Raw genomic sequence first — 25,862 nt, 5'->3', positions numbered from 1 at the left:
TAGCATCGCCCGGTTGTGTCGAAGACGGCGTTATGAAAGGAACAACAACTACCAGAGTTGAACAGGCGCCAGAAAATCCTTCTGTACAACTCTCAATATACCGAATCCATTCCCGGTGGGCGGTGCTTGAAACGTCGGCGCACCCAGTAATACTGCTCTGGAAGCCTAATGATCTGCTCCTCGAGAAACGCATTCATGCGTCGCGCGTCGACCTCATCATTCCCCGACGGGAAATCTGCAAGTGCTTCGAAAATTGTCAGCTTGTACCCCTGATACTTCGGAAGCACCTCCGTCACGAACGGGACAACCCGCGCGCCGCCCAGTCTCGCCAGCCGCGAAACAGCCGTGAGTGTGCACGCGGGAACATCGAAAAAAGGCACAAAGACCGAACCGTCGACACCGTGGTCCATGTCCGCTGCAAGCATGACGGGCTTACCGGAACGCAGCAAGCCAACAATCTTTCGTGCACTGGTCGCGCGTTCAATCATTTCGGCGCCGAACCGACCACGTTGCCGCCTGGCCACATCGCATAAGACCGTGTTCGACATACGTGTGTACAGTGAGGCCACAGGGTAGCGGGTTGAGTAGAGCATGCAGCCGACCTCAATGCCTACAAAGTGAAAGCCCATGAAGATGGTGGGTGGTGCAACTTCGTCATCAAGATCGATCCTGCTCTCGATTTGCACGATGTCCCGCATCGACTGGGCATTGCCAAACCACTGAATGCCTCTCTCAAGATAGCTGCGAACAACATGGCGAAAATGAGCTCTTGCGAGTCTCCGCCGCTCACATCCGCTCTTCTCCGGGAAGCAGAGATGCAGATTCACATGGACGATATGCTTGCGGCGGCTCGGCAGCGCATATAACGCAGTTCCAACACCCACTCCGAGCCGCGCTACGAACCCATAGGGAAGTACGGAGAGTAGGCGCAGCAACGTCACGATAAGCGCACGATTGAAGTGTTTCAAAGCCCGTCCCTTATTGATGGCAAAGTCTCGAACGCAAGGTCATACACGACGCAGACGAGCCTCCTGTCCATCGCTGTTTCATTCGCGTGCTTTCGTTCCAGTCCGACATGCCATAATCGAATCGAATATTTACCGGAGTGCATGTACGACTGAACGGACGCAACGGTCCGGGCAATCTCGTCGAACGCACTGCCGTGAAAACCACCTAGTCCCGGCTGCCCCCCGTCTGCCGGCCGACCGGCTCGCTTGACCAACCAGAAAGGCCGACATGGAGCAGCACAAGTCTGCGCCGCATGCAGTGCTTTGAAACGGATACAGTGGGTGAGGCACCGTCGTAAAAAACGGCGTCCCGGTTTGCCAAAGCACGATCAAAAGCCCGTCGAGCAACGATCTTTACCCACACCACCGAGGCCACGATCAGGGAAATAGCGTAGAGCCTGAACGACTCGGGGAGTTGAAGTCCTGTCGATTTATTTGAAATCGCTGCCGGGACGAAGAGGATTAACTGGATGCAAATCGCAGAAAGCGAAGCCACGAAAAGGTGGGTGCGGAAAATACGAATCAACCTGGCACTCTTGTCATAGCGCACGGACACTCTTCCTGATGCTTGTTCGGCGACCGGATGGCACAGCTCAAACCCCGGCTGCAATTCGCAGTTCGAAATATGCACTGGTATGAAGAAAAATCTTTCCCCAACGCATACCATCCAACGATAACACCGGAAGCTTAAGGTACGCTGAGCTGTATCCTCCGATCGAGTGATTGTTTTCTTACTGTTCCATCTGTTCATGTTGGCGTTCGCGCAGGCGCTTTCCGCGGACCGTCCATTTTTTATTCAGCATTCGCAGCACAAACCGCTCGCTTCATCCGAACCACTCATCGCCCAGACACGCCGCCAGATGGCGAGCCGAGGCCATCTTCGCATCGGGAATCTGCGGCAGCACACCTGCTATGACGCAAGTGGCCTTGTCGCGCTCAGGAATGCAGTACGTATGGCGAAGGATTGCTGGCCAGAAGTGAGAAGCGGACGTAATGCTTGCTCAATGCGTTGAGCCTCTTCTCTGGTGAACGTATTGTGAAGCAACTCTCCAAGAGGCGGTGCCCATGGGAAAGGCGGATTTTTCAGCAGAACATCCCACGACGTGGTGGGCGAAGGACCTACGTCGATATGAAATTCCATGTGGATGTCTGTAAACCCCGCATCCATGGCATAGCGCACCAGGTCTCGTTCGTTATAGTTGGTGACCGGATTCGCTGCGATACCTTCGTCGGTACCGGGAAGGTGCGTGATTTTCCAGCGATAAAGCAGACGGGAAATATGATCGTCAGTACCGGCCGGAAGCGCGTCGACCGTCTTCTTCAAGGCAACTACGTCGAGCGCGTCATCACGACAGATAGGCTCGGCGATGGAAATCCGCCCGCCAGGCTTCACGACACGGTAAAACTCGCGCAGCACGGCAGGTTTGTCGGGTAGATAGGCCAGCACCGCACGGGTCGTAACAGCATCGACACTGGCGTTTCCAATGCCCTCAAGCGCCTCGGCTGAGCATTGGGTAAAAGTGCACTGTTCTCGAACCCCGCATTGGATCGCGGTTGCTTCGGCATGCTGAAGCAACGTTGCGGAAATATCAATCAGGATCGTTTGCAGAGAGGGGCCGATGCGGTCTATCGAGCGAAACGCAACCAGTCCATCGCCCGTGCCAACGTCGACAAGGGTCATGCCTGCCCCAAGCCTGGCACCGTCGATGACACGATCGGCATATCGACTGATATCGGCACGGAAAGCCCGTTCGTGAGCGGGATCGCCGGCAAATCGCTCACGCAGAAGCCAATTGGCCCAGAGGTCGGATTGGATGCCTTCTCGCTTGGTGTTCATCGATTGCAGGTCCACTAGAATGCCTGGAAATTCGCTGGATAAGCTGATCCCATTCAGGACCGAAACAAAGCGTTGTTCGGAGGGTTGTTTTGTAAGCCTGAACTATATCGGCCAGAACTTATGGCAACCTTAAGGGCTCCGTCCGTATTGGCGATGCTCATACCGTGAGCTGCGCGCGGCAGCTTCGCCAGTCAGACAGCCACCGGGGAAGAAGCAGGTGCTAACCGGACAGGCCCGGGAGTAGTCGGGTCGGTAGAGATGGATGGAGACGCGGGAACCCTGATTTTTCGCCGTCTCGCTGATTCAACATGGGGGCGGCAGGTGAACCGCAAGGAACGCTGCTGGGAAAGCGGGAGTGAGAACGCGCAAGAAGCGAAGGGTGCCCGTAACGAGTGGCATAAGGATTCAAAATTTGCTCCGACCTGAAAGGGTGCTGACATGCGCGTGGTGCGGCTATCGTAGGCCCGCATCAGGGATTCACTGAAGGGATGCTGGTGAGAGACCGGTTGGGCCACGGTTCAGCACCCTTGTCTCGGTAGCGGGACGAATCAACGATGTGACACCAGCGAAGATTGCCGATGCACGAGGCAACCGGCATCGGTGAGATGCTTAATGCCGCGCGCGAGCCGTATGCGGCGAAACTCGCACGTACGGTTCTTCGAGGCCGCATTTCCGGAAGGAAGCGCGGCTACCCTCTCGAAGCGTGAACAGACGACAGCGGCAGCGAGGGAGAGCAACGCAACATGAATGTCGAGACGACGCTCGAAACGAATGCGCAGTTTGCCGAAACCGGCAAACCAGGCATGAGCGCGTTCGACGACCCAGCGATGCCGCTCCTTGCTCTCTCCCCCTTTGCGAGCGATACGAGCCACGATTCCGCGCCGCCTCAGGTAACGCCGACAGCGGGCAAAGTCGTAGCCCTTATTGGGGGGCTGGCCATTCAGTCCAGACATCGCCGGGATGGCATCGACTGTCCACTCAAACGCCATCGAGTCGTGCCGGTTGGCCTCTGTGACCGTGACAGCAAGCGGAATACCTCGCGCATCTACGACGATGTGCCGCTTCGACCCGAGCTTGCCCCTGTCTGTCGGGTTGGCGCCGGGTTCCAGCCCCAGGGAGCTGGAAACGCTGGCCGCATCAAGGCTCGCTCGCTCCCAATCAACCTGGTCGTGCTCACGCAGTCGGCGCAGCATTGCCAGGTGCAACCGACCCCATACGCCTGCATGCTGGGCGGCGTCCCGGTCGGTCGTACAGGCATGCCCGAGGAAGTAGCGGAACTGACTGCATTTCTTGCTTCGGAGCGGGCAGGCTTCACTTGCGGCGTCGACTACGTCCTCGATGGCGGGACCATCCAGACTGCCTGACTAGCGATGCGAGGCAAAATCGTGCGAGGCGTCAGGTGAGCCATTCCTCGCTCAGGGTCCATAACCGCCGAGCCGCCTCCGTATCCCGCGCCCACGGCAGCACGCCGTTCAAGTCCGTGTGATCTGCATCGACAGCTACGGCAATATCGCAGTCTTCGCAATAGACTCCCCCCTTGCCGTCGAGCATCGGGTTCGTGGCGCACCATACCGTCGTCGCAGCACCCTGCGCGACGCTCTTGTATAAATGCCGCTGTTCGGCCGGAATCTCGCCCTGCTCGTTTCTGAACCCCAAGGCCTGCAAGTCGGCGAGGCTGATATGCCGCTGCAGGCCGGTCTCGATCCGCCCCGGATGGACCGAGAACGCCCGAATACCGTCAGCCGCGCCGCGCCGATCGAGTTCAACGGCGAACAGCGCCGTTGCCGTCTTGGCCTGTGCATAGGCGATCCACCGGTCGTAGGCGCGCCGATGGAAATGCGGATCGTCGAAATCGAACGCGGCCCTGCGATGCGCGCCAGAGGACAGCGCAACGACACGGGCACCCTGCGCGCGCTGAAGCACGGGCCACAGACGCGCGACCAGCCTGAAATGCCCGATATGGTTCGCGGATAACTGTAGCTCGTAACCCTTACCGTCCCGCGCAAACGGCGAAGCCATCACCCCTGCGCTATTGACCAGCAAATGCAGCGGACGGCCACTGCTCAGGAATGCCTCGGCAAAGGCATCAACCGAGAGCGGATCGAGCAGATCGAGCGCCGCGAATTCCAGGCGGTCGATACCGTCGAGTGCCTGACGCGCTTTGTCCAGATCGCGTGCGGGAATGACAACCGTGGCACCGGCCTGCGCGAGCGCCCGTGTCGTTTCCGTTCCGATACCCGAATATCCGCCCGTCACGATAGCAATTTTCCCAGTCAGATCGACGCCCTGTATGACATCGGCTGCTGCCGAATGGAATCCGAACCCAGAGTTCAGCGGTGCCTGCATCGTGGTCATTATCAAGCTCCTGTCTGTTCGGTCGAAGAAAGCACGGCAGCCGGCTCGTAGTATTCGGTGACAAGCCCATCCGGATGTCGGGCAAGCAGGTTGCGACCACCGGCGGCACTCTCATGAATGCCCTTGACGATCTCTGCACCCTGCGCCTCGAGCACGGAGGCAATATCGTCGAGCGAATCGACTGTGAGCACGGCCTGAACCGGACGTAACGGCTCAAGCGTAGCGTCGTCTCCAGCCAGCAACACGAAGCTGCCAACGACGGCGACATGGACTCCGGCTTGCGGCATTGCGATCCGGCGACGGCACCTAGTGGATTGAATGGCTTCGTAAAAGGTCACCATGGCGTCGAGCTGGTCGGAGGTCACATCGACGGAAGGCATAACTCAGGATGCTCATGCTTGCTCCTGATTCAGCATCACGACACACTCGAAACTGCCTGCCTTGGCCGCCATCCGCATCCCTCGGGGGAGTTCGTTGAACGGCAGTGTGATCGCCCGGATCGCGCCGAGATCCAGCAGACCGGCACGCACGAGATCGAACAAACGGCGGTACGCGCTGCGCGGATACATGAAGTTGCCGATGATCTCCCAGCCATTGAACATGACTTCCAGATAGGAGATCGGCAGCGGCACGGTCATCGAGCCCATCAGGACCAGACGCCCTTCGCGACGCAGACTGCGGAGCACGGCCAGCGTCATGTCCGGGCTGGTCGCACCGCCGACCATATCGAAGGCCAGGTCCGCGCCGCCACCGGCTTCGCGGATGCGGGCCGTGTCGGCCGCAGCATCGCCGGTCGCCGGCACCGTCACGACACGTGCCCCGCCCGTCCTGGCGATCGCGGCGAGCGCATCGGCATTACGACCAACCGCTACGACACGCCCCGCGCCCATCGCCAGGCCGAGCAACACCGCCGCAGTGCCATAAGCGCCCGTGGCGCCTGAAACCACCAGCGTTTCTCCAGCAGCAAGGCGGCCGCGCAGCAAACCACCATAAGGCACGATATAGCGCATGCTGCTGGCCAGACTGGCCGCATCGTGATCCTCTAGCCCGTCGATCGGCGTGACGGTCGTTGCCGGCAACAGAGCATATTCGGCCAGCGTGCCGTCCGACCAGTCCCGTTGCATGTCTTGTGCGACCGCACCGAGCGCCGTCACTCCCAGCAGAAACTGCCCGGGTTCGGCGACGTTCTCCTGCGCCACGACATGCGAGGAAACCACCACGCGCTGACCGGGTTTCAGGTGCCAGACGTCCGATCCCACGGCGTGAACAACGCCGACGCCATTGCCGCCCGGAATAAACGGCCGGTCGGGTGCATGGTAGATCGGCAGTTGTCCTGCCACGTAGGCATCCATATAGGACATCAGCACGGACGCTTCCATGCGAACGACCACGCTTCCCGCACGCGGTTCGGGCGTCGGAAGATCAACCTGCTGCAGCGTCGCGCCCAGTCTCTCGAGTTGCCATGCTTTCATCGCCATCTGCCCTGAAAAGGAACAGACGGCATGATGATCCGATTTGGTCTATATTTATATAATTAAAAATGCTATTTTTCTATTAGATAGTACAGATATGGATGCACTCTCGGACGTCCTCTCCACGCTGCGCGTCAGCAGCATGCTCTCGACCCGTTTCGAGGGACGCGGCGCCTGGGCCATGCACTTTCCGGCCTACGAGCACATCAAATTCGGCAGCGTGCTGTCGGGCCGCTTCTACTTATGGCTGGAAGACGGTACGCCGCTGGCCCTGGAAACTGGCGACTTCTATTTGATGACATATGGGCAGCCGTTCTATTCGGCCAGCGATCCGACGTGCCCGCCGCAAGACGGCGTGGCGGTCATTCGCAGCTCGCGCGGTGAAGACGGCATTGCCCGCTACGATGGCGGAGGCGAAGCCGCCGAGGTCAGCCTGGCCAGCGGCCGATTTACGTTCGAGGACGACGCGGCCGATTTGTTGTTAAGACATCTGCCGCCGTTGATTCATCTGCGCGCCGCCGATGTCGGGACATCTGCCCTCGCCTGCATACTCGATCTGCTGCGGCTGGAATCCAGTAGTCTGCATGTCGGCGCCGATGTCGCGAGCAGCAGCCTCGCTGCGCTCGCGCTGGTCAACATCCTGCGCGCGTGGCTGAATACGACGCCCCGTTCCGCCGGCTGGCTCGGCGCGCTGTCGGATGCGAAGATCGGCAAGGCCCTGTCCGCCATGCATGCGGAACCGGGCAGGCGATGGACGCTGGAAAGTCTCGCCGATCACGTCGCCATGTCGAGAACGGCGTTTGCCAACCGCTTCCGCAACCGGGTCGGACAACCGCCGCTCGACTACCTTCAGCATTGGCGCATGACGCTCGCGCGCGCGGCGTTACGCCATACCGACATACCGTTGCCCGAACTCGCTGCACGCTTCGGCTATCTGTCCGATACGGCCTTCAGCAGCGCGTTCAAGCGGCATACCGGCGTCAGTCCCGGTCGATTCCGAGCAAAAGAAAAGCGGGAGCAGCCGCGCCACCGAACCGGATAACTGCGAACCTGTTCAGGCACGCGCCGCAAGCGCTGCCGCCGCGATGCCTTCGACCCAATCCTGATGCGAATTCAGTGCGGGACGCGGCCGAAGCCGTGCCAACTCCCTGGCCGCAGGGCCGATCAGCGACTCTTGCCAGAGAACGCGCACGCGAGCGTCAGGCAGATCTTCAATCACCCAGCCGCAATGCGCGTCAACGATCTTCCGGCCGTCGTTCTCGACCCAACCATGCCATGCGAGGCGGCCTGGCCCGCCATCGGTCGGCGTAGCGTATTCGACGATCTCGGCCTGTACCAGCGCGCCACCAACGACAAACTGAAACCGCGTGCCGAAGCGCAGCTCAGACCCGCCGCCATCATGGAAGCGGATCTGCCAGATCTCCGCAGAACTCTCGGGCCAACGTGCCGTATCGGCCAGAAACGGCCATGCATGCGCGGCGCTCAGGCTCGCCACGACCGTTTCGTTCGACACGAAATAGTCGGTTGTGCCCGGCAGATAGCTCTCGGGCCAGATTACTTCGCTCATAACTGCGATTCCTGTAAGGTGGGTCGGATGGCGATGTTCCGAAGCGCGTGACCGCTGCCACGCAAACGCATCACTCGTGCGAAAACAGCTTGTCGCCAAACATGAAAAACACCAGGCCCGCCAACATCACGCCCAACCCGGTGAACTTCCACCAGGGCAACGGCCGCAATGGCATCTGGATCAGGCCCAATCCGTCGATGAACATCCCCGCAGTCAACTGTCCAACGATGAAAAGAAACATCGCGTTCGTCACGCCGATCCGCGGGGCAAGAAACACCGTGGTAAATACGAATGCCGCGCCAATGGCACCGCCCAACCAGCGCCACCACACCTGCTGCCCGATGTGAACAAAGACAGCGGGCCAGTCGGCAAAGCAGGCCGACACGCCCCCAAGACACAGCGCACCGATCGCAAACGAAAAAAAGGATGCGACAAGGGGTTGTCCGCCAAGGCCAGCACTCAAACGGCTATTACCTGCCGTGGGGAAATTGCAGGGGTCGAGGTGGAGTTAACCGAAAAATACAGCCATCTCCTGCACAAGTTCGTAGACGATGTCACCATGCAGCTATACATGGACGAAGCCCAAACGGGCCACTCCCCGCTGTTCACCAAGTTGATCATCGCAAGTACCAGCGAAGGAATCCTCAAGCAGTACCGGACAGCGTTTGCGCCGGGTCTGGAGACCCGGCAACCGGTCAAAAATGAAGCTGGCCGCTGGGTTTCCCGGCCAAGCGGCTGGAAAATCCCGCGCGACATCGATGGCAAAATCTCGTACCGACTCCTCGACTAACCCGGAGAAAACCGGCGCCTTCCGTGGTAAGCCGAGGATTAGTTACCTTGTCAATTCGACGCGCATTTGACGTTGACGAATTGCCCGGAAAGCCTTACTCCACGGTCGATACAGAGAGGTTCGAATCCTCTCACCCCGACCAGAATTTCGAAAAAACCGCGCAAGCATTGCGGGGTTTTTTTTCGCCTGCTGTCTTTTGCCAGGTACCGCGTGCCCGATAAGCGAGCACCACGGCCCGGCCTCAACCAGCCGTCGAAGGGCTGACAACGCCCCTCTGCTATAGTCTCCCCATCCGTTTCTCTCACTTTCGCGACGCGTGGACCACCTCCCGTTATGGGCGCAGATTGGCGCCGTCTTCGTCCTGCTCATCTGCTCCAGCTTCTTCTCCATTTCCGAAACGGCGATGATGGCGCTCAACCGCCATCGGCTGAAACATCTCGCCAACCACGGCACGCTTGGCGCGAAGACCACCCAGAATCTGCTCGGCCGCACGGACCTGCTGCTCACGGTCATCCTGATCGGCAACAACCTCTTCAACACGATCATCCCGGTTCTCACGACCTCGATCGCGCTGCGCACTTTCGGCCATAACAACCTCGTGCTTTCGGTCGCGACCGGCATCGTCGCGTTCCTGATCATCGTGTTCGCGGAGATCACGCCGAAGATCGTCGGCGCAACCTTCCCCGAGAAGATCGCCCTGCCCGCCAGCCTCCTGATCGCGCCACTCATGCGCGTAACCAAGCCGGTCGTCTGGTTCGTCAACCTGTTCGCCAACAGCGTCCTGCGTCTTTTGCACATCAACACGGCCAACGCGCACAACCAGCGCCTCTCGACCGAAGAGCTGCGCAACATCGTGCTCGAGTCCGGCAGCTTCATGCCGACCAAGCACCGCAGCGTCCTCCTGAACCTGTTCGACCTGGAGAACATCACCGTCGACGACGTGATGATTCCGCGCCGGCGCATCGAGGCGCTCGACTTCGACGCGCCGCTCGACGACATCCTCCATCAGCTCGAGACCTGCTATCACAACAGGCTCATCGTCTATCAAGGCGACATCGACCGCGTGCTGGGCGTCCTGCACGTGCGCAAGACGCTGTCCGCGCTGCACAACCAGGAGCTGGAACGAGAGACGCTGCGCGAGCTGCTCGACGAACCGTATTTCGTGCCCACCGGCACGCCTGTCTTCCAGCAGCTTCAGTACTTCCAGGAAGGCCGGCACCGCGTCGCGCTCGTGGTCAACGAGTACGGCGAGATGGAGGGCCTCGTCACGCCGGAAGACATCATCGAAGAGCTGATCGGCGAGTTCACCACGACCCTGCCGCGCAGCGGCGCGGGCCGCGGCGGCTGGAACGAGGATGGCGAATGCATCGTGCCGGGCAGCATGCCCTTGCGCGAGCTGAACCGCTGGCTGCATCTCACGCTGCCCACCGACGGTCCCAAGACGCTCAACGGCCTGATCCTCGAAATGCTGGAGGAGATTCCCGAAGGCGACGTGTGCCTGCAGATCGGCGACGCGAAGCTCGAAGTGCTGCGCAGCGACGACCAGGCCGTGCGCACGGTGAAGCTCTTCAAGCCCGGCGCGAAGCCGCGCGCCAGCACGCTGAAGAAGACAAAAAAGCGCTTGCCGGGCCGTTAGCCATCTGGCCGAGTGGCGCACGAGTCGCGCGTCGCTGGATGATGGAAGCCGTCCTCCATGAAGACGGCTTCGGCCGGATACCCATGTTTCGCATTCCCTACCGTGAGGCGGCGCGCCGTGCGTGCTCGTCCGCGCTGGCGACGGCCGGCGGCGGCGGTATCGCTCGCCCGGCGGCTCCCGCATCGCTTGCCGCTACCGACGTCGACGACGCGCCCGCGGTGCGACTCCTCACCGACACGCTGCGCGAAGCCGCACGACGCAATGCCTCCGATCTCCACGTCGAGCCGCTCGAGCGTGGCTGGCGTATACGGCTGCGCATCGACGGCGTGCTGCACGAAGCGGCGCGGCCGCCCGCCCATCTGCGCGATGCGTTCATCACACGCGTCAAGGTACTCGCGCGTATGGACATTGCGGAGCGGCGCATCCCGCTCGACGGACGGCTGCGTCTCGCGCCGCCCGGTTCGGCCCAGGCCGCCGAGGACTATCGCGTGAATTCGCTGCCCACGCTCTTCGGCGAGAAGCTCGTGCTGCGCCGGCTCGAAGCCTTGCCCGCGAATCTCTCCCTTGCCGCGCTCGGGCTCGACGAACTGCAGCAGCAGGCCGTTGCCGAGGCGATCGGCGCGCCGCATGGCCTCGTGCTCGTCACCGGTCCTACCGGCAGCGGCAAGACGCTCTCGCTCTACTGCTTCCTGCAGCGGCTCAACAACGATTCGCGCAATCTGTGCTCCGTGGAGGATCCCGCCGAAATCCAGCTCGCGGGCATCAACCAGGTCAACGTGCGCGAAAAGGCGGGGCTCACCTTTGCGGTCGCGTTGCGCGCGCTGCTGCGCCAGGATCCGGATGTCATCATGATCGGCGAGATCCGCGACGAGGAAACCGCCAGCGTTGCGGTGAAAGCGGCGCAGACCGGGCACCTCGTGCTTTCCACCCTGCATACCAACGACGCGCCCGCCGCCGCGGCGCGGCTGATCGATATCGGCGTCGAACCATATAACCTCGCCGGTGCAGTGAGGCTCATCACCGCGCAGCGGCTCGTGCGCAAGCTCTGCTCTCAGTGCCGCACGAGCGCCCGCGAATCGGCCGCGACGCTGCGTGCCGCCGGACTGGACGCCAACGAGGAAACCTGGAGCGCAAGCGGCTGCGAAGCGTGTCACGGCATCGGGTATCGCGGACGCATCGGGATTCATGAGGTGATGCCGGTGTCGGAGGTGCTGCGAGATCTGATCGTCGCGAAACAGGGGGCGCGAGCCATCGCGCGGCAGGCGCGTTCGGAAGGTGTCGCGACACTGCGCGACGCCGCGCTCGCCCGCGTGCGCGACGGCACGACGAGCCTCGCCGAAGCACTCGCCGCGACGGATACGCCATGACGCCCGCTCGCGAGGTCCACACCCGGCCACCAGCCGAGTGGCGCTACGCGTGGCAAGGCTTCGATGCTTTGGGCAAGCCGCAACGCGGCACGCTGATCGCAGTCGACGTGACTGCCGCCCGGTACGCGCTCAAACGCGAACGCATCACCGTCACGGCGCTCGCGCAGCGACGGCCCGCGCCACGCCCGCGGGCGAGCCACGCCGACGTCACGCGCTTCACGCGCCAGTTGTCGAGCCTGCAGCGCGCCGGCCTGCCGCTCGCGCCGTCGCTCGAACTACTCGCGCAATCGCCCGGCCCTGGCGGCATGCCGCGTATCGCAGGCGCACTCGCCCGCGACATCACGGCCGGCATGCGCTTTTCGGATTCGCTCGCGCGTCATCCCGCCCGTTTCGGCGTGCTCTACTGCCAGCTCGTCGCGGTTGGCGAGGCGTCCGGCACGCTCGCCGCCGTACTCGGGCGTATCGCCGACGACCGCGAGCGCGCCGCCGCACAGCGTTCGAAGGTACGGGCCGCACTCACCTATCCGGTTGCCGTCCTTTTGCTTGCCGTGGCCATCACGGCGGCGCTGCTGGTCTGGGTCGTCCCCACCTTCAAACAGATCTTCGACGGTTTCGGCGCTGCGCTGCCCGCGCCCACGTTGTTCGTCCTGATGCTCTCGGCCGCCGCGGCACGCTGGAGCGCGCCTGTCGCAGCATGCATCGCGGCGGGCGTTGCCGCAACACTCGCCACACTGCGCCGCTCGGCACGAGCCCGCATCGCTTTCGGCCGCGTCGGGCTCAAGCTGCCGGTCACGGGCTCGCTGCTCACGGCGCTCTGCGCGGCGCGCTGGAGCCGCGCGCTCGGGACCCTGCTCGCAGCGGGCACACCGCTCGCCGATGCGTTCGATTCGCTCACCCACGCGAGCGGCAACGCCTTCTTCGACCACGCGAGTGCAGGCATCAGCGCGCGCCTGCGGCGCGGCGAGCGGCTCGCGTCTGCAATGCGCGCCACAGGCTGCTTTCCCGCCGACGTCATCCAGCCTGTGGCCGTTGCCGAGGAGTCCGGAGCGCTCGACGCCATGCTGCTCGACGTCGCCTCGCTCGCCGACCGTCAGGTGGACGAAAAGATCGGCCTGCTTTCGAGTCTGTGCGAGCCGCTCGTGATCGTCGTGCTCGGAGCGCTGGTCGGCGGGCTCGTCGTGGCGATGTATCTTCCCATCATTCAACTAGGCAACGTGGTGTAGCATCGCTGCCAGATTCCCGCTCCGACCATGCCTCTTCATTTCCTGCCCGCTCCCGACCTCGCGGCCACCGGCCCGGCCAGCGCCATCGACGCCGCGCTCGCCACACTGCCGCCCGCCGTGCTGATGGTTTTTGCAATCGTGCTCGGGCTCGTCATAGGCAGCTTCCTGAACGTGGTCGTGCACCGGCTGCCCATCATGGTGGAGCGTGCATGGCGCGCGGACGCCGCCGAGACGTCGAGCCAGCTATTCGCCGACGACGGCCTGCCCGAACGCTACAACCTGTGGCTACCGCGCAGCGCCTGCCCGCATTGCGGCCACGTTCTACGCGCCTGGGAGAATATCCCCGTGCTTGGCTGGCTGGCACTGCGCGGTCGCTGCTCGCACTGCCACGCGCGCGTGAGTGCCCGCTATCCGCTCATCGAACTGGCTGGCGCCATCTGCGCGGTGCTTGCGCTCGCTGTGTTCGGCCCTTCCGGCAAGGCGCTGGCCGCGTTCGCGCTGTGCGCCGCGCTCATCGCCGCGAGCGCCATCGATCTCGAACATCAGATGCTCTACGACGAAATCACGCAGCCGCTGCTTTGGGCCGGACTGATCGTGAATCTGTGGGGCACGTTCGTCACACTGCACGAGGCCGTAATCGGCGCCGTCGCGGGTTATCTCGCGCTCTGGTGCGTGTACTGGCTGTTCCGGCTCCTTCGCGGCATCGAAGGCATGGGCTACGGCGACTTCAAACTGCTCGCGGCGCTCGGCGCCTGGCTAGGCTGGAGCGCTTTGCCGCAGATCGTCGTGATCGCCGCCGTCGCGGGCGCCGCTGTCGGCCTCGCTGCCACCTGGAGCGGACGCATGCGCTTCGAGGAGCCCTTGCCGTTCGGCCCGTATCTCGCCGCGGGCGCGCTCGTCACGCTGTTTGCGGGTACGCCGTTCTATTTCATGTGGGGGAACTGAGCGATGTTCTCGGTCGGATTGACAGGAGGCATAGGCAGCGGCAAGTCCACGGTCGCCGACCTGTTCGCGGCACACGGCGTGCCGATCGTCGATACCGACGTGATTGCCCACCGGGTCACGGCGCCGCATGGCGTCGCCATGGAGGCGATCCGCGAGCAATTCGGCCCTGAATTCGTCGCAGCCGATGGCTCGATGGATCGTGCCCGCATGCGCGCGCTCGTCTTCGGCGACGAAACGGCCCGCAAGCGCCTCGAGGCGATCACGCATCCGCTCATCCGCTCGGAGACCGAACGCGAATCGCTCGCCGCGCGTGGCCCGTACGTCATCGTCGTGGTACCGCTGCTCGTCGAGTCCGGCACGTGGAAAACGCGGGTCGACCGCGTGCTCGACGTCGATTGCAGCGTCGAGACGCAAATCGAACGCGTGATGCGCCGCAACGGCTTCACGCGCGAGCAGGTGCTGGCCATCATTGCGCGCCAGGCCACGCGCGATGCGCGCCTCGCGGCTGCCGACGACGTCGTCGTCAACGACGGCGCCACGCTCGAATCGCTGGCGAGAGACGTGGACGCCCTGCATGCACGCTACCTCGCACTCGCACAATCCGCCGGCACGCAAAGCTGAACGCCGCGGCGCGCAGGGTTGACGACAGGACAGGGATCACACCGCCCGCCGCTCCCGGGCGAGCCGCGGGCGTCACGCGCGAACGGGGCGCTTTACCCGCGATTGCGACCGTAGTCCCACGGCATTAGAATGTCCTGCAATCCTTCACCGACCACGCCCGAGGCGAGCGCGCTTGATTCTTTACGAGTATCCCTTCAACGAGCGAATCCGTACGCTGTTGCGCCTCGAAGACCTGTTCGAGCGCTTCACGTTTTTCCTGACCCAGGAGGATCCGAGGGAACATCACGTCGCGCTTACGACGCTGTTCGAAATCGCGGAAGTTGCGGGCCGCGCAGACCTCAAGTCGGACCTCATGAAGGAGCTCGAAAGACAGCGCCAAACGCTCGCGCCGTTCCGCGGCAATCCCGGCATCGAGCAGAACGCGCTCGAAACCGTGCTCGGCGAGATCGAGCAGACACTCGCGGGCCTCACGCAGATGCAGGGCAAGACCGGCCAGCACCTGGCCGATAACGAATGGCTCGCCAGCATCCGCAGCCGCGCGATCATTCCGGGCGGCACCTGCAAATTCGACCTGCCCTCGTACTACGCCTGGCAACAATTGCACCCCGACCAGCGCCGCCAGGACATCGCCAAATGGGTCATGCCGCTCCTGCCTCTGCGCGATGCGGCCGCAATCGTGCTGCGCCTCGCGCGCGAATCGGGTCAAGCGTCGAAGGTGATGGCGATGCAGGGCAGCTACCAGCAAATGCTTTCGGGCCGAGCCTATCAGTTGATGCAGGTGCGCGTGGCACCGGATTTGCGCGTCATTCCGGAAGCGAGCGCCAACAAATACATGCTGTGGGTACGCTTCACGGTGCAGGATGGCGATCTGCGGCCGCGCGCCGTGGACGTCGACGTGCCGTTCCAGTTGACGCTGTGCAGCCTTTGACGGCTCGAAGCGCAGATTTTGCCAGCAGCGTTTTACCAACCGTACCGGCGCCTCGCAGAGCGCGCCCGACTGATTGACCATTCAACCGCATGACCACTGTCGTCAAATGTCCGACCTGCGGCAAGGATGTCCGCTGGGTACCGGAAAACCGCTTCCGCCCCTTCTGCTCGGAACGCTGCAAGCAGATGGATCTGGGCGCCTGGGCCGCCGAAAAGTACCGCATCGGCGGCAACGACGAAGACACGCCCCCCGATGACGAGGCGCCGCCTACGGACACGCGTCAATAGCCGGTAGTCCAGGCCCGGCCGCACCAATGAAAAGGCCGCTGCGCGAATCGCGCAGCGGCCTTTCTCGTCCCGGCCTCCGCTCAACCGCACCAAGGAGGGCGAGCGGAGAAGCCGCTCCGTTTCACCGTATCACTCGGCGGCCAGCCATTCGAGCACCGGAATCGTCGCCGGCAACAGCGGCTCGACGCTCGCCGGCAGCGACTGCCAGACGAACGCCTGACCCTCGCGCCCATGGGGCTCGCCGCTCCACTCGGTCACCTTGCAGAAATAAAGCCGCACGTAGGCGTGCGGATAGTCGTGCTCGAGCGTGTGCCAGAGATGGCACGCCTTCACGTCGATGCCCAGTTCCTCGTGCAGTTCGCGCGCGAGCGCCGCCTCGACCGACTCGCCGGCCTCCAGCTTGCCGCCCGGAAACTCCCAGTAGCCCGCGTAGGGCTTGCCTTCGGGGCGCTGCGCGAGCAGATAGCGGCCGTCGGGCTGCACCAGCACGCCCACGGCCACCTCGGTCACCGGGCGCGACGGCGTAGCCATGTTCTCCGCGTGCACGCTCATGCCTCTTGCGCCTTCTTGCCCGACCAGTCGCGCGCGAACTGCCACGCCACGCGGCCCGAGCGCGAGCCGCGCTCCAGCGCCCAGACGAGCGCGTCGCCGCGCGCCGATTCCACTTCGGCATCGGCGCAGCCGAAATGACGCAGCCAGTGGCCGACGATCGTCAGGTAGTCGTCCTGCTTGAACGGATAGAAGCTCACCCAAAGCCCGAAGCGCTCCGAAAGCGAGATCTTTTCTTCGACCACCTCACCCGGGTGGATCTCGCCGTCCGGCATGTGCTTGTACGACTCGTTGTCGCTCATGTACTCCGGCAGCAGATGGCGGCGGTTCGACGTCGCGTAGATCAGCACGTTGTCGCCCTGCGCGGCCACCGAACCGTCCAGCGCCACTTTGAGCGCCTTGTAGCCCGACTCGCCTTCTTCGAACGAAAGGTCGTCGCAGAAAACGATGAAGCGTTCGGGCCGGGTCGCGATCAGGTCGACGATGTCGCCCAGGTCGTGCAGGTCGTCCTTGTCCACCTCGATGAGACGCAGGCCGTCATTCGCGAAAGCGTTCAGGCACGCCTTGATCAGCGACGACTTGCCGGTGCCGCGCGCACCCGTGAGCAGCACGTTGTTAGCGGGCTTTTTCAGCACGAACTGGCGCGTGTTGCGTTCGATGAGGTCCTTCTGGCGGTCGATGTTCTGCAGGTCGTCGAGCGAGATCGACGACACCTGCGGCACCGGCTGCAGATAGCCGCGGCCCTGGCGCTTGCGCCAGCGAAACGCCATCGCGGCATTCCAGTCGACGTCGGGCGCGGCCGGCGGCAGCACCGCTTCGAGGCGGCCGAGCAGCGCCTCGGCGCGGGTCAGAAACTGTTCGAGCTTGTCCATGGGCTTGAAAGCGAAATCGGGAACGAATCAGGAGCGGTAGTCCGCGTTGATGCTCACGTAGTCGTGCGAAAGGTCGCAGGTCCAGACCGTGGCCTCGGCGTTGCCGCGGCCCAGCAGCACGCGGATCGTGATCTCGCTGTTCTTCATGACGCGCTGGCCGTCTTCCTCGCGGTAGTCGGGATTGCGGCCGCCCGCCTTCGCAACGAGCACCTCGTCGAGGTACAGGTCGATCTTGCCCACGTCGAGGTCGGTCACGCCCGCATAGCCGATCGCGGCGAGGATGCGGCCTAGGTTGGGATCGGAGGCGTAGAAAGCCGTCTTGACGAGCGGCGAGTGGCCGATCGCGTAAGCGATCTGACGGCACTCGGCCACGTCCTTGCCGCCTTCCACCTGCACGGTCATGAACTTCGTCGCGCCCTCGCCGTCGCGCACGATCAGTTGCGAAAGCGTCTGTGCGACTTCCGTCACGGCGTCGCGCAGTGCCGCATACGCGGGCGAATCGGTGGACGTGATGGCCGGCAGGCTCGACTTGCCCGAGGCGATCAGGATGAACGAGTCGTTGGTCGAGGTGTCGCCGTCGATCGTGACGCAGTTGAACGAGCGGTCGGCCACGTGCTTCACGAGCTCGTCGAGCACCGGCTGCGCCACGTTCGCGTCGAATGCGAGGAAACCGAGCATCGTCGCCATGTTCGGCTTGATCATGCCCGCACCCTTGCTGATGCCCGTGAGCGTGACCGTATGGCCGTCGATCGTGACCTGACGCGAAACGGCCTTCGGCATCGTGTCGGTGGTCATGATGGCCTGCGCGGCGTCGTACCAGTTCGCGGCCTTGCGGTTCGCCAATGCGGCGGGCAGGCCCGCGATCAGCCGGTCGACCGGCAGCGGCTCGAGAATCACGCCCGTCGAGAACGGCAGCACCTGCGAGGGCTCGATGCCCGCGAGGTCCGCCAGCGCGTCGCAGCTCGCGCGCGCGTTGGCGAGGCCCGGCTCGCCCGTGCCTGCGTTCGCGTTGCCCGTGTTGATCACGAGCGCGCGGATGCCCTTGCCGCCCGAGCGGACCTTTGCAAGATGCTCGCGGCATACCGTCACCGGCGCCGCGCAGAAGCGGTTCAGCGTGAACACACCCGCGACGCTCGCGCCTTCGTCGACGGAGATCACGAGCACGTCCTTGCGGTTGGCCTTGCGGATGTTGGCTTCGGCCCAGCCGAGCGTCACACCGGCGACCGGATGGAGTTGTGCGGGATCGATCGAGGGGAAATTGACAGCCATGGTGGCGACCTGTCGAAAAGGCAATGCCGGCCGAGGCACATCGGGCCTGGCCGGCATTGGGAATCAAAAGGCAGGCCCGGAACGCTTTCCGGGCCACCGGAATCAACGGCAGGACCGCATGCGCCACGCGGCGAACGAAACAGCGCGCGCGCCGCCCGACATCACGAGATCTTGCCGTGGCACAGCTTGTACTTCTTGCCGCTGCCGCACGGGCACGGATCGTTGCGGCCCACCTTCGGCACATTCTGGCCGTCGGGCGTTACACCTGCGTGGCTCATGGCCGCGCCGACCATTGCCGCCGCGGCGTCGGCCGCGGGCGCTGCCGCCGTGGGCCCCGCAGCCGCATCGGCTTCGGCGAACTCCGCATGGCGGAACTCGACGTTCTCGAGATGGCTGCCCTGCTCTTCCAGTTGCTCGGCGGCCTCTTCGAGCTGCTCCGGCGACTGGATCTGCACGTTCATCACGATACGCGTGACTTCGTGCTTCACGGCGTCGAGCATCGCGGCGAACAGTTCGAATGCCTCGCGCTTGTACTCCTGCTTCGGATTCTTCTGCGCATAGCCGCGCAGATGGATACCCTGGCGCAGATGGTCGAGCGCCGCGAGGTGCTCGCGCCAGCTGCGGTCGAGCGTCTGCAGCATGACCGAGCGCTCGAACGCGCTGAACGACTCGCGGCCCACGAGCGTGACCTTCTGCTCGTAGCTTTCGTCAGCGGCGGCGAGCACGGCTTCGAGAATCTCGTCGGCGTCGATCGAGGTCGACTCGTTGATCATCTCCTGGATCGCGAGGTCGAGCTGCCACTCGTTGCGCAGCAGTTCCTCGAGCTCGGGCACGTCCCACTGCTCTTCGATGCTGCCGTGCGGCACGAACTGACGCACGATCTCGGTGATGACGCCGTGGCGCATCGCCCCGATCGTCTCGGTGATGTCGTGCGCTTCGAGCAGCTCGTTGCGCTGCTGGTAGATCACCTTGCGCTGGTCATTCGAGACGTCGTCGTATTCGAGCAGTTGCTTGCGGATGTCGAAGTTGCGCGCTTCGACCTTGCGCTGCGCCGACTCGATCGAACGCGTAACGATGCCCGCCTCGATCGCCTCGCCTTCCGGCATCTTCAGGCGGTCCATGATCGCGCGCACGCGGTCGCCCGCGAAGATGCGCAGGAGCGGATCTTCGAGCGAGAGATAGAAGCGCGACGAGCCCGGGTCGCCCTGACGGCCTGCGCGGCCGCGTAGCTGGTTGTCGATGCGACGCGACTCGTGGCGCTCGGTGCCGATGATATGCAGACCGCCGGCGGCCTTCACCTGGTCGTGCAGCGTCTGCCACTCGTCGCTCAACTGCTGGATGCGGCGCGCCTTTTCGTCGGCCGGGATCAACTCATCGGCTTCGATGAACGACGCCTGCTTCTCGGCGTTGCCGCCCAGCACGATGTCGGTGCCGCGGCCCGCCATGTTCGTGGCGATCGTGATGCGTTGGGGGCGCCCTGCTTCGGCGACGATCGCCGCTTCCCGCGCGTGCTGCTTCGCGTTCAGCACTTCGTGCGGCAGACCGGCCTTCGTGAGCAGATGGGAGAGCAGTTCCGAATTCTCGATCGACGTCGTGCCCACCAGCACCGGCTGGCCGCGCTCGTAACACTCGCGGATGTCGCGGATCACGGCGTCGTAACGCTCGCGCGCGGTCTTGTAGATCTGATCCTGCTTGTCGATCCGCTTGGGCACGCGGTTCGTCGGGATCACCACGGTTTCGAGGCCGTAGATCTCGTTGAATTCGTACGCTTCGGTGTCGGCCGTGCCGGTCATGCCCGAAAGTTTCGCGTACATGCGGAAGTAGTTCTGGAACGTGATCGAGGCGAGCGTCTGGTTCTCGCTCTGGATCTTCACGTGCTCCTTCGCCTCGACGGCCTGGTGCAGGCCGTCCGACCAGCGGCGGCCAGCCATCAGACGGCCGGTGAACTCGTCGACGATCACCACTTCGCCGTTCTGCACCACGTAGTGCTGGTCCTTGAAGAACAGCGTGTGGGCGCGCAGCGCGGCGTACACGTGGTGCATCAGCGTGATGTTCTGCGGCGCGTAAAGGCTCTCGCCCTGGCCGATCAGGCCCCACTCGGCGAGCATGCGCTCGGCCTTTTCGTGGCCCGATTCCGTGAGGAACACCTGGCGCGCCTTTTCGTCGAGCGTGTAGTCGCCCGGCTTTTCCACGCCCGTGCCGTCGGCCTTCTCTTCGCCGATCTGGCGCTCGAGCAGCGGCGGCAGCGCGTTCATGCGCACGTAGAGTTCGGTATGGTCTTCGGCCTGGCCCGAGATGATGAGCGGCGTACGCGCTTCGTCGATCAGGATCGAGTCCACTTCGTCGACCACCGCGAAGTTCAGCGCGCGCTGCACGCGCGCCTCGGTCTCGTAGACCATGTTGTCGCGCAGATAGTCAAAGCCGAACTCGTTGTTCGTGCCGTACGTGATGTCCGACGCGTAAGCCTGCTGCTTCATCGCGTGGTCCATCTGCGACAGATTGATGCCGACCGTCAGACCGAGGAAGTTATAGAGACGGCCCATCCACTCGGCGTCGCGCTGCGCGAGGTAATCGTTCACCGTGACGACGTGCACGCCGCGCCCGGAGAGCGCGTTCAGGTAGGCCGCGAGCGTGGCGACGAGCGTTTTGCCCTCGCCCGTGCGCATTTCGGCGATCTTGCCGTAATGCAGCACCATGCCGCCGATCAACTGCACGTCGAAGTGGCGCATCTTGAGCACGCGCTTGCTTGCTTCACGGCAGACCGCGAAAGCCTCGGGCAGCAGCGCGTCGAGCGAAGTGCCCTTCGCGACGCGCTCGCGAAACTCGGTGGTCTTCGCGCGCAGTTGATCGTCGGTGTATTGCTCGATCTGCGGTTCGAGCGCATTGATCGCCGCGACCGTCTTCTGATATTGCTTGATCAGGCGCTGATTGCGGCTGCCAAAGATTTTCTGTAAGAAACCGGTGGTCATCGGATCGGTGTCTGCGTCGCGGCTTCGGCCAGGATTCCCGCGCGGGTTTTGGCGCCGCTTTCGGCGTTTAGCCTGCGCTACGCACCCGGATCGGAAGGACCTCGGCGGCTTAAGCCCAAATTAGTGGATTCGAATCGGACATTTTAGCACGCGCCCTTACCCCCGCCTGTGTCAGAGGCGAGAACGGACGCGCGCGCGCAATGCCCGCGCGGCAAGCCCGCCGGCTGCTTGCGCCCGGCTCGCGCCCGCTTTGCGAGCGCGGCCTGGCTGAACGGCCGGAGAGGCGTGGAAGCGCACCGGGCCGGCTACAATGGCACTATCTGTCCGCGCCCTCACGTGTGCGCATCCTACGCCTATCCGACATGAGCCGTTTCTCGCCGTTTTCAAGGCCATCTGCACCGCGCTACGCCCAGGCGGTCGCCGAAGTGCTGAGCCGCACCGACGCTTTTGCGCCACTGCGCGCCGGCGTCGAGCAGATGGCGGCGATGCGGCGCGATCTGCAGGCGCTCCTGCCCGACTATCTGGCAACCAGCGTGGAGCCCGGCTTCATCAAGGACGGCAAGCTTGCGCTCTTCGCCGCACACAATGCGCTTGCGGCACGGCTGCGGCATCTGGAGCCGCGCCTCGTCGCCGACCTGCAGGCGCGCGGCTGGGCAGTCGACGCGGTGCGCATCCGTGTGCGTCCGCAAGCGGTGAAAGAACCGAAGGCGCCCAAACAGGCGCGCATGACGCCCGTGGGCGCGGCAGCACTGATGGCGCTCAGCGAGGACCTGCCACCCTCGCCGCTCCAGGATGCGCTGGCACGAATGGCTGCGCGCCATCTGAACAAGCGCTGACCGGCAAGTGGCCGGAAATAAAAAAGGGTGGCGTCAAGCCACCCTTTTTCTTTGCCATTCCGGCCGCCCCTCTTGCAGGCGGTACCTCGTCCTCAGGCAAATGCCGTCTGCGCTTCGTAGCCGAAACCGCGCGGCGCCTTCTGCGTGTCCTCGAAAGTGACGATTTCCCAGGCGTCTTCGTGCGCCAGCAACTCGCGCAGCAGCGCATTGTTCAGGCCGTGGCCCGACTTGTACGCCGTGTAGGAAGCGAGCAGCGGATGCCCCACCACATACAGGTCGCCGATCGCGTCGAGCATCTTGTGCTTCACGAATTCGTCGTCGTAGCGCAGGCCGTCGTTGTTGAGAATGCGGTACTCGTCCAGCACGATGGCGTTGTCGAGACTGCCGCCGCGCGCCAGCCCCAGGTCGCGCATCATTTCGAATTCGTGCGCGAAGCCGAACGTACGGGCGCGCGCGATTTCGCGCACATACGACGTATTCGCAAAATCCACTTCGAGCACCTGGCCCGTCTTGTCGACGGCCGGATGACGGAAGTCGATCGTGAATTTCAGCTTGAACCCGAAATACGGATCGAGGCGCGCGAACTTGTCGCCATCGCGAATCTCGACGGGTTTCCTGACCTTGATGAACTTCTTGGGCGCGTTCTGCTCTTCGATGCCTGCCGACTGGATCAGGAACACGAACGAGGCCGCACTGCCGTCCATGATGGGAATTTCTTCGGCGGTCACATCGACGTAGAGGTTGTCGATGCCCAGGCCCGCGCACGCCGACATCAGGTGCTCGACGGTCGAGACGCGTGCGCCGTCCTTCTGCAGCACCGAAGCGAGGCGCGTATCGCCGACCGCCAGCGCCGATGCGGGGATGTCCACCGGGGTCGGCAAATCTACGCGCGAAAACACGATGCCCGTATCCGGGGCGGCCGGACGGAGCGTCAGATCGACCTTGCGGCCCGAATGCAGGCCGATGCCGACCGTCTTCACGATCGATTTGATGGTTCGCTGCTTCAACATGGTTCTCTGCTCATTGAAAATCCCAATCGGGACTTTTTAATTCATAGCACGAATTATACTCCAGAAGCGCGGAGTCCGTTGTTTTCCGCAGCGTGACAATCTGTTTCCCGTTGTTACGCCATCAGGACGAACGACGGGCCGATGACCGAAACGGAGGCGTTTCCGGTCATCAGCCCGCCCGGTGCCACGTAATAACCCGTCACATTTACGTCATCTGTCCGTTGCGTTGCGGCAACGTGACACGGGCATGAACGCTCATGCGGGACTCAACGTGGCGAGGATGCTCGCCGCATCGCTGACTTCAAACTTGCCGGGCGCTTCGACGAAAAGCGTCTTGACCACGCCGTCGTCGATCACCATCGCGTAGCGCTGGGAACGGATTCCCATGCCGCGCGCCGACAAGTCCTGCTCCAGACCAAGCGCCCGGGTGAAGACCGCACTTCCGTCGCCCATCATGCGCACCTTGCCCGCGGTACGCAGATCGCGTCCCCACGCGCCCATCACGAACGCGTCGTTGACGGATACGCACCAGACTTCGTCGATGCCGGCGGCGGCAAGCGCCTCAGCCTTCTCGACATAACCCGGCACGTGCTTCGCGGAACAGGTCGGCGTAAATGCGCCCGGCAATCCGAAGATCACCACGCGCCTGCCCGCCGTCTGTTCGCGCACGCTGAAGCTATTCGGCCCCAGCGTGCAGCCTTCGCGCGCGTCCTCGACAAACTCGTAAAGGGTCGCGTCGGGCAGCGCTTCACCCTGTTTGATCATGGCTCGTCCTTCGCATCAATGCGCAAGCATGTTACACGCGCAATCTCACAATTATCCGCCACCAGGCTTACAGGATTGTCAGGCGGCACACCGCCCTTGCCGCACGCCGAAGCGTTGCGGACAACGGTCCCTGCCGCTGATCCTCGCGGATGCGGCCCTGCTGGCCTTCATTGCGGCGCCACGCGCGCACAGTCCGTCTGCGAGCGGGCGCCACACCGGCACCGCGCCGCAGCCAGATGCAGACCGTGCTCAGTCCGCCTGCTTGCGCAGGAACGCCGGGATGTCGTACGTGTCGACGCCCTTCTCCTGCAGCGCCTGCACATGCGAGGCCGCGGTGTCGCGCGACGTGCGCCAGACAGCCGGCGTATCCAGCGCGCCGTAGTCCGCCGTCGTGCCCACCGACGGCTGCGGTGCATACGCCTGCATCGTCGGGATCGGATGGTTGTCCGTGCCGGTGCGCAGAAGCGTCATCGGCGCGGCCGACTGCTGCTTCTTCGCGGCGCGGCCAAGGCCCGTCGCCACCACCGTCACGCGCAGGGCGTCGCCCATCGCGTCGTCGTACACCGCACCGAAGATCACCGTGGCGTCTTCCGCCGCGTAGCTCTTGATGGTGTTCATCACTTCGCGCGTTTCCGAGAGGCGCAGCGAACGGCTCGACGTGATGTTGACCAGCACGCCGCGCGCGCCCGACAGATCGACGCCTTCCAGCAGCGGGCTCGCCACGGCCTGCTCGGCCGCGAGGCGCGCGCGATCGACGCCGGCGACCGTCGCCGTGCCCATCATCGCCTTGCCCTGCTCGCCCATCACCGTCTTCACGTCTTCGAAGTCGACGTTCACGAGGCCGTCGACATTGATGATTTCGGCGATGCCTGCGACCGCGTTGTTCAGAACGTCGTCTGCGCACTGGAAGCACTTGTCCATCTCGGCGTCATCGCCCATCACGTCGAACAGCTTGTCGTTCAGAACGACAATCAGCGAGTCGACGTGATCCTCCAGTTGCTGCGAGCCGGCTTCTGCCACGCGCATGCGCTTGCCGCCTTCGAACTCGAACGGCTTGCTCACGACGCCAACGGTCAGAATGCCCATTTCCTTGGCGATCTGCGCCACGACCGGGGCTGCGCCCGTGCCCGTGCCGCCGCCCATGCCCGCGGTGATGAAGACCATGTGCGCGCCGAGCAGTGCGTCGGCGATGCGCTCACGCGCTTCTTCAGCGGCGGCACGGCCCATCTCCGGCTTCGCGCCCGCGCCCAGACCCGTGTTGCCGAGCTGGATCACGGACGATGCACGCGAACGCGAAAGCGCCTGCGCATCCGTGTTCATCACGATGAAGTCGACGCCTTGCACGCCGCGGTTGATCATGTGCTGCACGGCATTGCCGCCAGCGCCACCGACGCCCACCACCTTGATGATGGTGCCGTTGGTTTCCGTTTCCAGCATCTGGAATTCCATGTTGCCTCCGTCAAGAAAAAGATACCGCTCCTCGGCCGTTATCCAGTGGAAGATCGGGCAACCCTCCACCGCGCGCCGGCCGCCGTCACCGGCGCTTGATGCTCATTC

25 protein-coding genes and 2 pseudogenes are annotated in these 25,862 nt (G+C 63.6%); 11 read left to right on the top strand and 16 right to left on the bottom strand.

The features are described 5' to 3' along the window. Positions 1-92: 92 nt before the first annotated feature. The 4 genes and pseudogenes from WJ542_RS06120 to WJ542_RS06105 all read right to left on the bottom strand — a co-directional run. Positions 93-968, bottom strand: a complete 876-nt coding sequence (locus tag WJ542_RS06120) for a lipid A biosynthesis lauroyl acyltransferase (protein WP_411188430.1) — start codon at positions 966-968, stop codon at positions 93-95. 205 nt (positions 969-1,173) lie between these two features. Continuing rightward, a complete protein-coding gene (locus WJ542_RS06115; protein ID WP_411188429.1) occupies positions 1,174-1,557 on the bottom strand; it encodes a hypothetical protein in 384 nt (127 codons plus the stop codon). A 360-nt stretch (positions 1,558-1,917) separates the two neighbouring features. Continuing rightward, entirely contained in the window at positions 1,918-2,844 is a 927-nt protein-coding gene (locus WJ542_RS06110; RefSeq protein ID WP_411188428.1) for a class I SAM-dependent methyltransferase, read from the bottom strand. A gap of 698 nt (positions 2,845-3,542) precedes the next feature. Then, positions 3,543-4,073: pseudogene (locus WJ542_RS06105) on the bottom strand (IS5 family transposase); the annotation flags it as partial. On the opposite strand from WJ542_RS06105, the gene WJ542_RS06100 reads away from it, so the two are divergent. Then, positions 4,068-4,208 carry an SDR family oxidoreductase gene (locus WJ542_RS06100; RefSeq protein ID WP_411190489.1) on the top strand — a complete coding sequence of 47 codons (141 nt, stop codon included), beginning with the start codon at positions 4,068-4,070 and terminating at the stop codon, positions 4,206-4,208. The pseudogene WJ542_RS06105 and the gene WJ542_RS06100 sit on opposite strands and share 6 nt — an antisense overlap. A gap of 31 nt (positions 4,209-4,239) precedes the next feature. On the opposite strand, the gene WJ542_RS06095 is transcribed toward WJ542_RS06100, so the two are convergent. The 3 genes from WJ542_RS06095 to WJ542_RS06085 are packed head-to-tail and all read right to left on the bottom strand — an operon-like array spanning position 4,240 to position 6,671. Continuing rightward, positions 4,240-5,199 carry an oxidoreductase gene (locus tag WJ542_RS06095; protein ID WP_411188427.1) on the bottom strand — a complete coding sequence of 320 codons (960 nt, stop codon included), beginning with the start codon at positions 5,197-5,199 and terminating at the stop codon, positions 4,240-4,242. A 2-nt stretch (positions 5,200-5,201) separates the two neighbouring features. Further along, entirely contained in the window at positions 5,202-5,579 is a 378-nt protein-coding gene (locus tag WJ542_RS06090; protein ID WP_411188426.1) for a VOC family protein, read from the bottom strand. 12 nt (positions 5,580-5,591) lie between these two features. Beyond that, positions 5,592-6,671 (bottom strand): quinone oxidoreductase family protein, encoded by a 1,080-nt coding sequence (locus tag WJ542_RS06085; RefSeq protein ID WP_411188425.1) that lies wholly within the window; start codon positions 6,669-6,671, stop codon positions 5,592-5,594. A 97-nt stretch (positions 6,672-6,768) separates the two neighbouring features. Between WJ542_RS06085 and WJ542_RS06080 the strand changes: the two genes are divergently transcribed. Further along, a complete protein-coding gene (locus WJ542_RS06080) occupies positions 6,769-7,713 on the top strand; it encodes an AraC family transcriptional regulator (RefSeq protein ID WP_411188424.1) in 945 nt (314 codons plus the stop codon). Positions 7,714-7,725: 12 nt separating this feature from the next. On the opposite strand, the gene WJ542_RS06075 is transcribed toward WJ542_RS06080, so the two are convergent. Both WJ542_RS06075 and WJ542_RS06070 read right to left on the bottom strand, forming a co-directional pair. Further along, positions 7,726-8,238 (bottom strand): SRPBCC family protein, encoded by a 513-nt coding sequence (locus WJ542_RS06075; RefSeq protein WP_411188423.1) that lies wholly within the window; start codon positions 8,236-8,238, stop codon positions 7,726-7,728. 70 nt (positions 8,239-8,308) lie between these two features. Then, positions 8,309-8,707 (bottom strand): annotated as a pseudogene (locus WJ542_RS06070) (DMT family transporter); the annotation flags it as partial. 102 nt (positions 8,708-8,809) lie between these two features. Between WJ542_RS06070 and WJ542_RS06065 the strand changes: the two are divergent. The 8 genes from WJ542_RS06065 to WJ542_RS06030 all read left to right on the top strand — a co-directional run bounded on the left by WJ542_RS06065 (position 8,810) and on the right by WJ542_RS06030 (position 16,035). After that, positions 8,810-9,028, top strand: a complete 219-nt coding sequence (locus WJ542_RS06065; protein ID WP_411188422.1) for a hypothetical protein — start codon at positions 8,810-8,812, stop codon at positions 9,026-9,028. Positions 9,029-9,344: 316 nt separating this feature from the next. Beyond that, positions 9,345-10,664 (top strand): HlyC/CorC family transporter, encoded by a 1,320-nt coding sequence (locus WJ542_RS06060; protein WP_411188421.1) that lies wholly within the window; start codon positions 9,345-9,347, stop codon positions 10,662-10,664. An 83-nt stretch (positions 10,665-10,747) separates the two neighbouring features. Beyond that, complete coding sequence (locus WJ542_RS06055) at positions 10,748-12,031, top strand: GspE/PulE family protein (protein ID WP_411190488.1); 1,284 nt, start codon at positions 10,748-10,750, stop codon at positions 12,029-12,031. Then, positions 12,028-13,254 (top strand): type II secretion system F family protein, encoded by a 1,227-nt coding sequence (locus WJ542_RS06050; RefSeq protein ID WP_411188420.1) that lies wholly within the window; start codon positions 12,028-12,030, stop codon positions 13,252-13,254. Before WJ542_RS06055 ends, WJ542_RS06050 begins: the two co-directional genes overlap by 4 nt. A gap of 27 nt (positions 13,255-13,281) precedes the next feature. Continuing rightward, complete coding sequence (locus WJ542_RS06045; RefSeq protein ID WP_411188419.1) at positions 13,282-14,199, top strand: prepilin peptidase; 918 nt, start codon at positions 13,282-13,284, stop codon at positions 14,197-14,199. 3 nt (positions 14,200-14,202) lie between these two features. After that, positions 14,203-14,820: a dephospho-CoA kinase gene (gene coaE / locus WJ542_RS06040; protein ID WP_411188418.1), complete on the top strand. Its 618-nt coding sequence runs from the start codon at positions 14,203-14,205 to the stop codon at positions 14,818-14,820. 172 nt (positions 14,821-14,992) lie between these two features. Next, the gene (gene zapD, locus WJ542_RS06035; RefSeq protein ID WP_028228657.1) at positions 14,993-15,748 is read left to right on the top strand and encodes a cell division protein ZapD; all 756 of its coding nucleotides are present in this window, start codon (positions 14,993-14,995) and stop codon (positions 15,746-15,748) included. Positions 15,749-15,837: 89 nt separating this feature from the next. Continuing rightward, on the top strand, positions 15,838-16,035 hold the full coding sequence (locus WJ542_RS06030) for a DNA gyrase inhibitor YacG (RefSeq protein WP_027794401.1): 198 nt from the start codon (positions 15,838-15,840) through the stop codon (positions 16,033-16,035). 129 nt (positions 16,036-16,164) lie between these two features. On the opposite strand, the gene mutT is transcribed toward WJ542_RS06030, so the two are convergent. The 4 genes from mutT to secA all read right to left on the bottom strand — a co-directional run bounded on the left by mutT (position 16,165) and on the right by secA (position 21,694). Next, positions 16,165-16,587 (bottom strand): 8-oxo-dGTP diphosphatase MutT, encoded by a 423-nt coding sequence (mutT, locus tag WJ542_RS06025; protein ID WP_411188417.1) that lies wholly within the window; start codon positions 16,585-16,587, stop codon positions 16,165-16,167. Then, positions 16,584-17,456: an ATP-binding protein gene (locus WJ542_RS06020; protein WP_411188416.1), complete on the bottom strand. Its 873-nt coding sequence runs from the start codon at positions 17,454-17,456 to the stop codon at positions 16,584-16,586. The genes mutT and WJ542_RS06020 overlap by 4 nt, the downstream gene beginning before the upstream one ends. 27 nt (positions 17,457-17,483) lie before the next feature. Beyond that, on the bottom strand, positions 17,484-18,725 hold the full coding sequence (argJ, locus tag WJ542_RS06015; RefSeq protein WP_411188415.1) for a bifunctional glutamate N-acetyltransferase/amino-acid acetyltransferase ArgJ: 1,242 nt from the start codon (positions 18,723-18,725) through the stop codon (positions 17,484-17,486). 161 nt (positions 18,726-18,886) lie between these two features. Then, positions 18,887-21,694: a preprotein translocase subunit SecA gene (gene secA / locus WJ542_RS06010; protein ID WP_411188414.1), complete on the bottom strand. Its 2,808-nt coding sequence runs from the start codon at positions 21,692-21,694 to the stop codon at positions 18,887-18,889. A 362-nt stretch (positions 21,695-22,056) separates the two neighbouring features. Here secA and WJ542_RS06005 point away from each other — a divergent pair, with 362 nt between their 5' ends. Next, on the top strand, positions 22,057-22,530 hold the full coding sequence (locus WJ542_RS06005) for a DciA family protein (protein ID WP_411188413.1): 474 nt from the start codon (positions 22,057-22,059) through the stop codon (positions 22,528-22,530). A gap of 92 nt (positions 22,531-22,622) precedes the next feature. Here WJ542_RS06005 and lpxC read toward each other — a convergent pair whose 3' ends face one another. The 3 genes from lpxC to ftsZ form a co-directional block, all read right to left on the bottom strand. After that, positions 22,623-23,540: a UDP-3-O-acyl-N-acetylglucosamine deacetylase gene (gene lpxC, locus WJ542_RS06000; protein WP_411188412.1), complete on the bottom strand. Its 918-nt coding sequence runs from the start codon at positions 23,538-23,540 to the stop codon at positions 22,623-22,625. 255 nt (positions 23,541-23,795) lie between these two features. Further along, entirely contained in the window at positions 23,796-24,305 is a 510-nt protein-coding gene (locus tag WJ542_RS05995; protein WP_411188411.1) for a peroxiredoxin, read from the bottom strand. A 249-nt stretch (positions 24,306-24,554) separates the two neighbouring features. Continuing rightward, positions 24,555-25,754 (bottom strand): cell division protein FtsZ, encoded by a 1,200-nt coding sequence (gene ftsZ / locus WJ542_RS05990; RefSeq protein WP_411188410.1) that lies wholly within the window; start codon positions 25,752-25,754, stop codon positions 24,555-24,557. Between the last annotated feature and the right edge of the window lie 108 nt (positions 25,755-25,862).

The sequence above is a fragment of the Paraburkholderia yinzeri genome, assembly GCF_046581065.1.
Taxonomy (GTDB): Bacteria; Pseudomonadota; Gammaproteobacteria; order Burkholderiales; family Burkholderiaceae; genus Paraburkholderia.
Note: the sequence above shows the minus strand (reverse complement) of the source record. Positions and strands in the feature narration are given on the sequence as shown.

What these genes read in the sequence shown, in the direction of transcription:
- WJ542_RS06110 (WP_411188428.1), bottom strand. Translation starts at nt 2,844, where the DNA reads ATGAACACCAAGCGAGAAGGCATCCAATCCGACCTCTGGGCCAATTGG.
- WJ542_RS06100 (WP_411190489.1), top strand. Translation starts at nt 4,068, where the DNA reads ATGCTGGGCGGCGTCCCGGTCGGTCGTACAGGCATGCCCGAGGAAGTA.
- WJ542_RS06095 (WP_411188427.1), bottom strand. Translation starts at nt 5,199, where the DNA reads ATGACCACGATGCAGGCACCGCTGAACTCTGGGTTCGGATTCCATTCG.
- WJ542_RS06090 (WP_411188426.1), bottom strand. Translation starts at nt 5,579, where the DNA reads ATGCCTTCCGTCGATGTGACCTCCGACCAGCTCGACGCCATGGTGACC.
- WJ542_RS06085 (WP_411188425.1), bottom strand. Translation starts at nt 6,671, where the DNA reads ATGAAAGCATGGCAACTCGAGAGACTGGGCGCGACGCTGCAGCAGGTT.
- WJ542_RS06080 (WP_411188424.1), top strand. Translation starts at nt 6,769, where the DNA reads ATGGATGCACTCTCGGACGTCCTCTCCACGCTGCGCGTCAGCAGCATG.
- WJ542_RS06075 (WP_411188423.1), bottom strand. Translation starts at nt 8,238, where the DNA reads ATGAGCGAAGTAATCTGGCCCGAGAGCTATCTGCCGGGCACAACCGAC.
- WJ542_RS06065 (WP_411188422.1), top strand. Translation starts at nt 8,810, where the DNA reads ATGGACGAAGCCCAAACGGGCCACTCCCCGCTGTTCACCAAGTTGATC.
- WJ542_RS06055 (WP_411190488.1), top strand. Translation starts at nt 10,748, where the DNA reads ATGTTTCGCATTCCCTACCGTGAGGCGGCGCGCCGTGCGTGCTCGTCC.
- WJ542_RS06050 (WP_411188420.1), top strand. Translation starts at nt 12,028, where the DNA reads ATGACGCCCGCTCGCGAGGTCCACACCCGGCCACCAGCCGAGTGGCGC.
- WJ542_RS06045 (WP_411188419.1), top strand. Translation starts at nt 13,282, where the DNA reads ATGCCTCTTCATTTCCTGCCCGCTCCCGACCTCGCGGCCACCGGCCCG.
- coaE (WP_411188418.1), top strand. Translation starts at nt 14,203, where the DNA reads ATGTTCTCGGTCGGATTGACAGGAGGCATAGGCAGCGGCAAGTCCACG.
- WJ542_RS06030 (WP_027794401.1), top strand. Translation starts at nt 15,838, where the DNA reads ATGACCACTGTCGTCAAATGTCCGACCTGCGGCAAGGATGTCCGCTGG.
- mutT (WP_411188417.1), bottom strand. Translation starts at nt 16,587, where the DNA reads ATGAGCGTGCACGCGGAGAACATGGCTACGCCGTCGCGCCCGGTGACC.
- WJ542_RS06020 (WP_411188416.1), bottom strand. Translation starts at nt 17,456, where the DNA reads ATGGACAAGCTCGAACAGTTTCTGACCCGCGCCGAGGCGCTGCTCGGC.
- argJ (WP_411188415.1), bottom strand. Translation starts at nt 18,725, where the DNA reads ATGGCTGTCAATTTCCCCTCGATCGATCCCGCACAACTCCATCCGGTC.
- secA (WP_411188414.1), bottom strand. Translation starts at nt 21,694, where the DNA reads ATGACCACCGGTTTCTTACAGAAAATCTTTGGCAGCCGCAATCAGCGC.
- WJ542_RS06005 (WP_411188413.1), top strand. Translation starts at nt 22,057, where the DNA reads ATGAGCCGTTTCTCGCCGTTTTCAAGGCCATCTGCACCGCGCTACGCC.
- lpxC (WP_411188412.1), bottom strand. Translation starts at nt 23,540, where the DNA reads ATGTTGAAGCAGCGAACCATCAAATCGATCGTGAAGACGGTCGGCATC.
- WJ542_RS05995 (WP_411188411.1), bottom strand. Translation starts at nt 24,305, where the DNA reads ATGATCAAACAGGGTGAAGCGCTGCCCGACGCGACCCTTTACGAGTTT.
- ftsZ (WP_411188410.1), bottom strand. Translation starts at nt 25,754, where the DNA reads ATGGAATTCCAGATGCTGGAAACGGAAACCAACGGCACCATCATCAAG.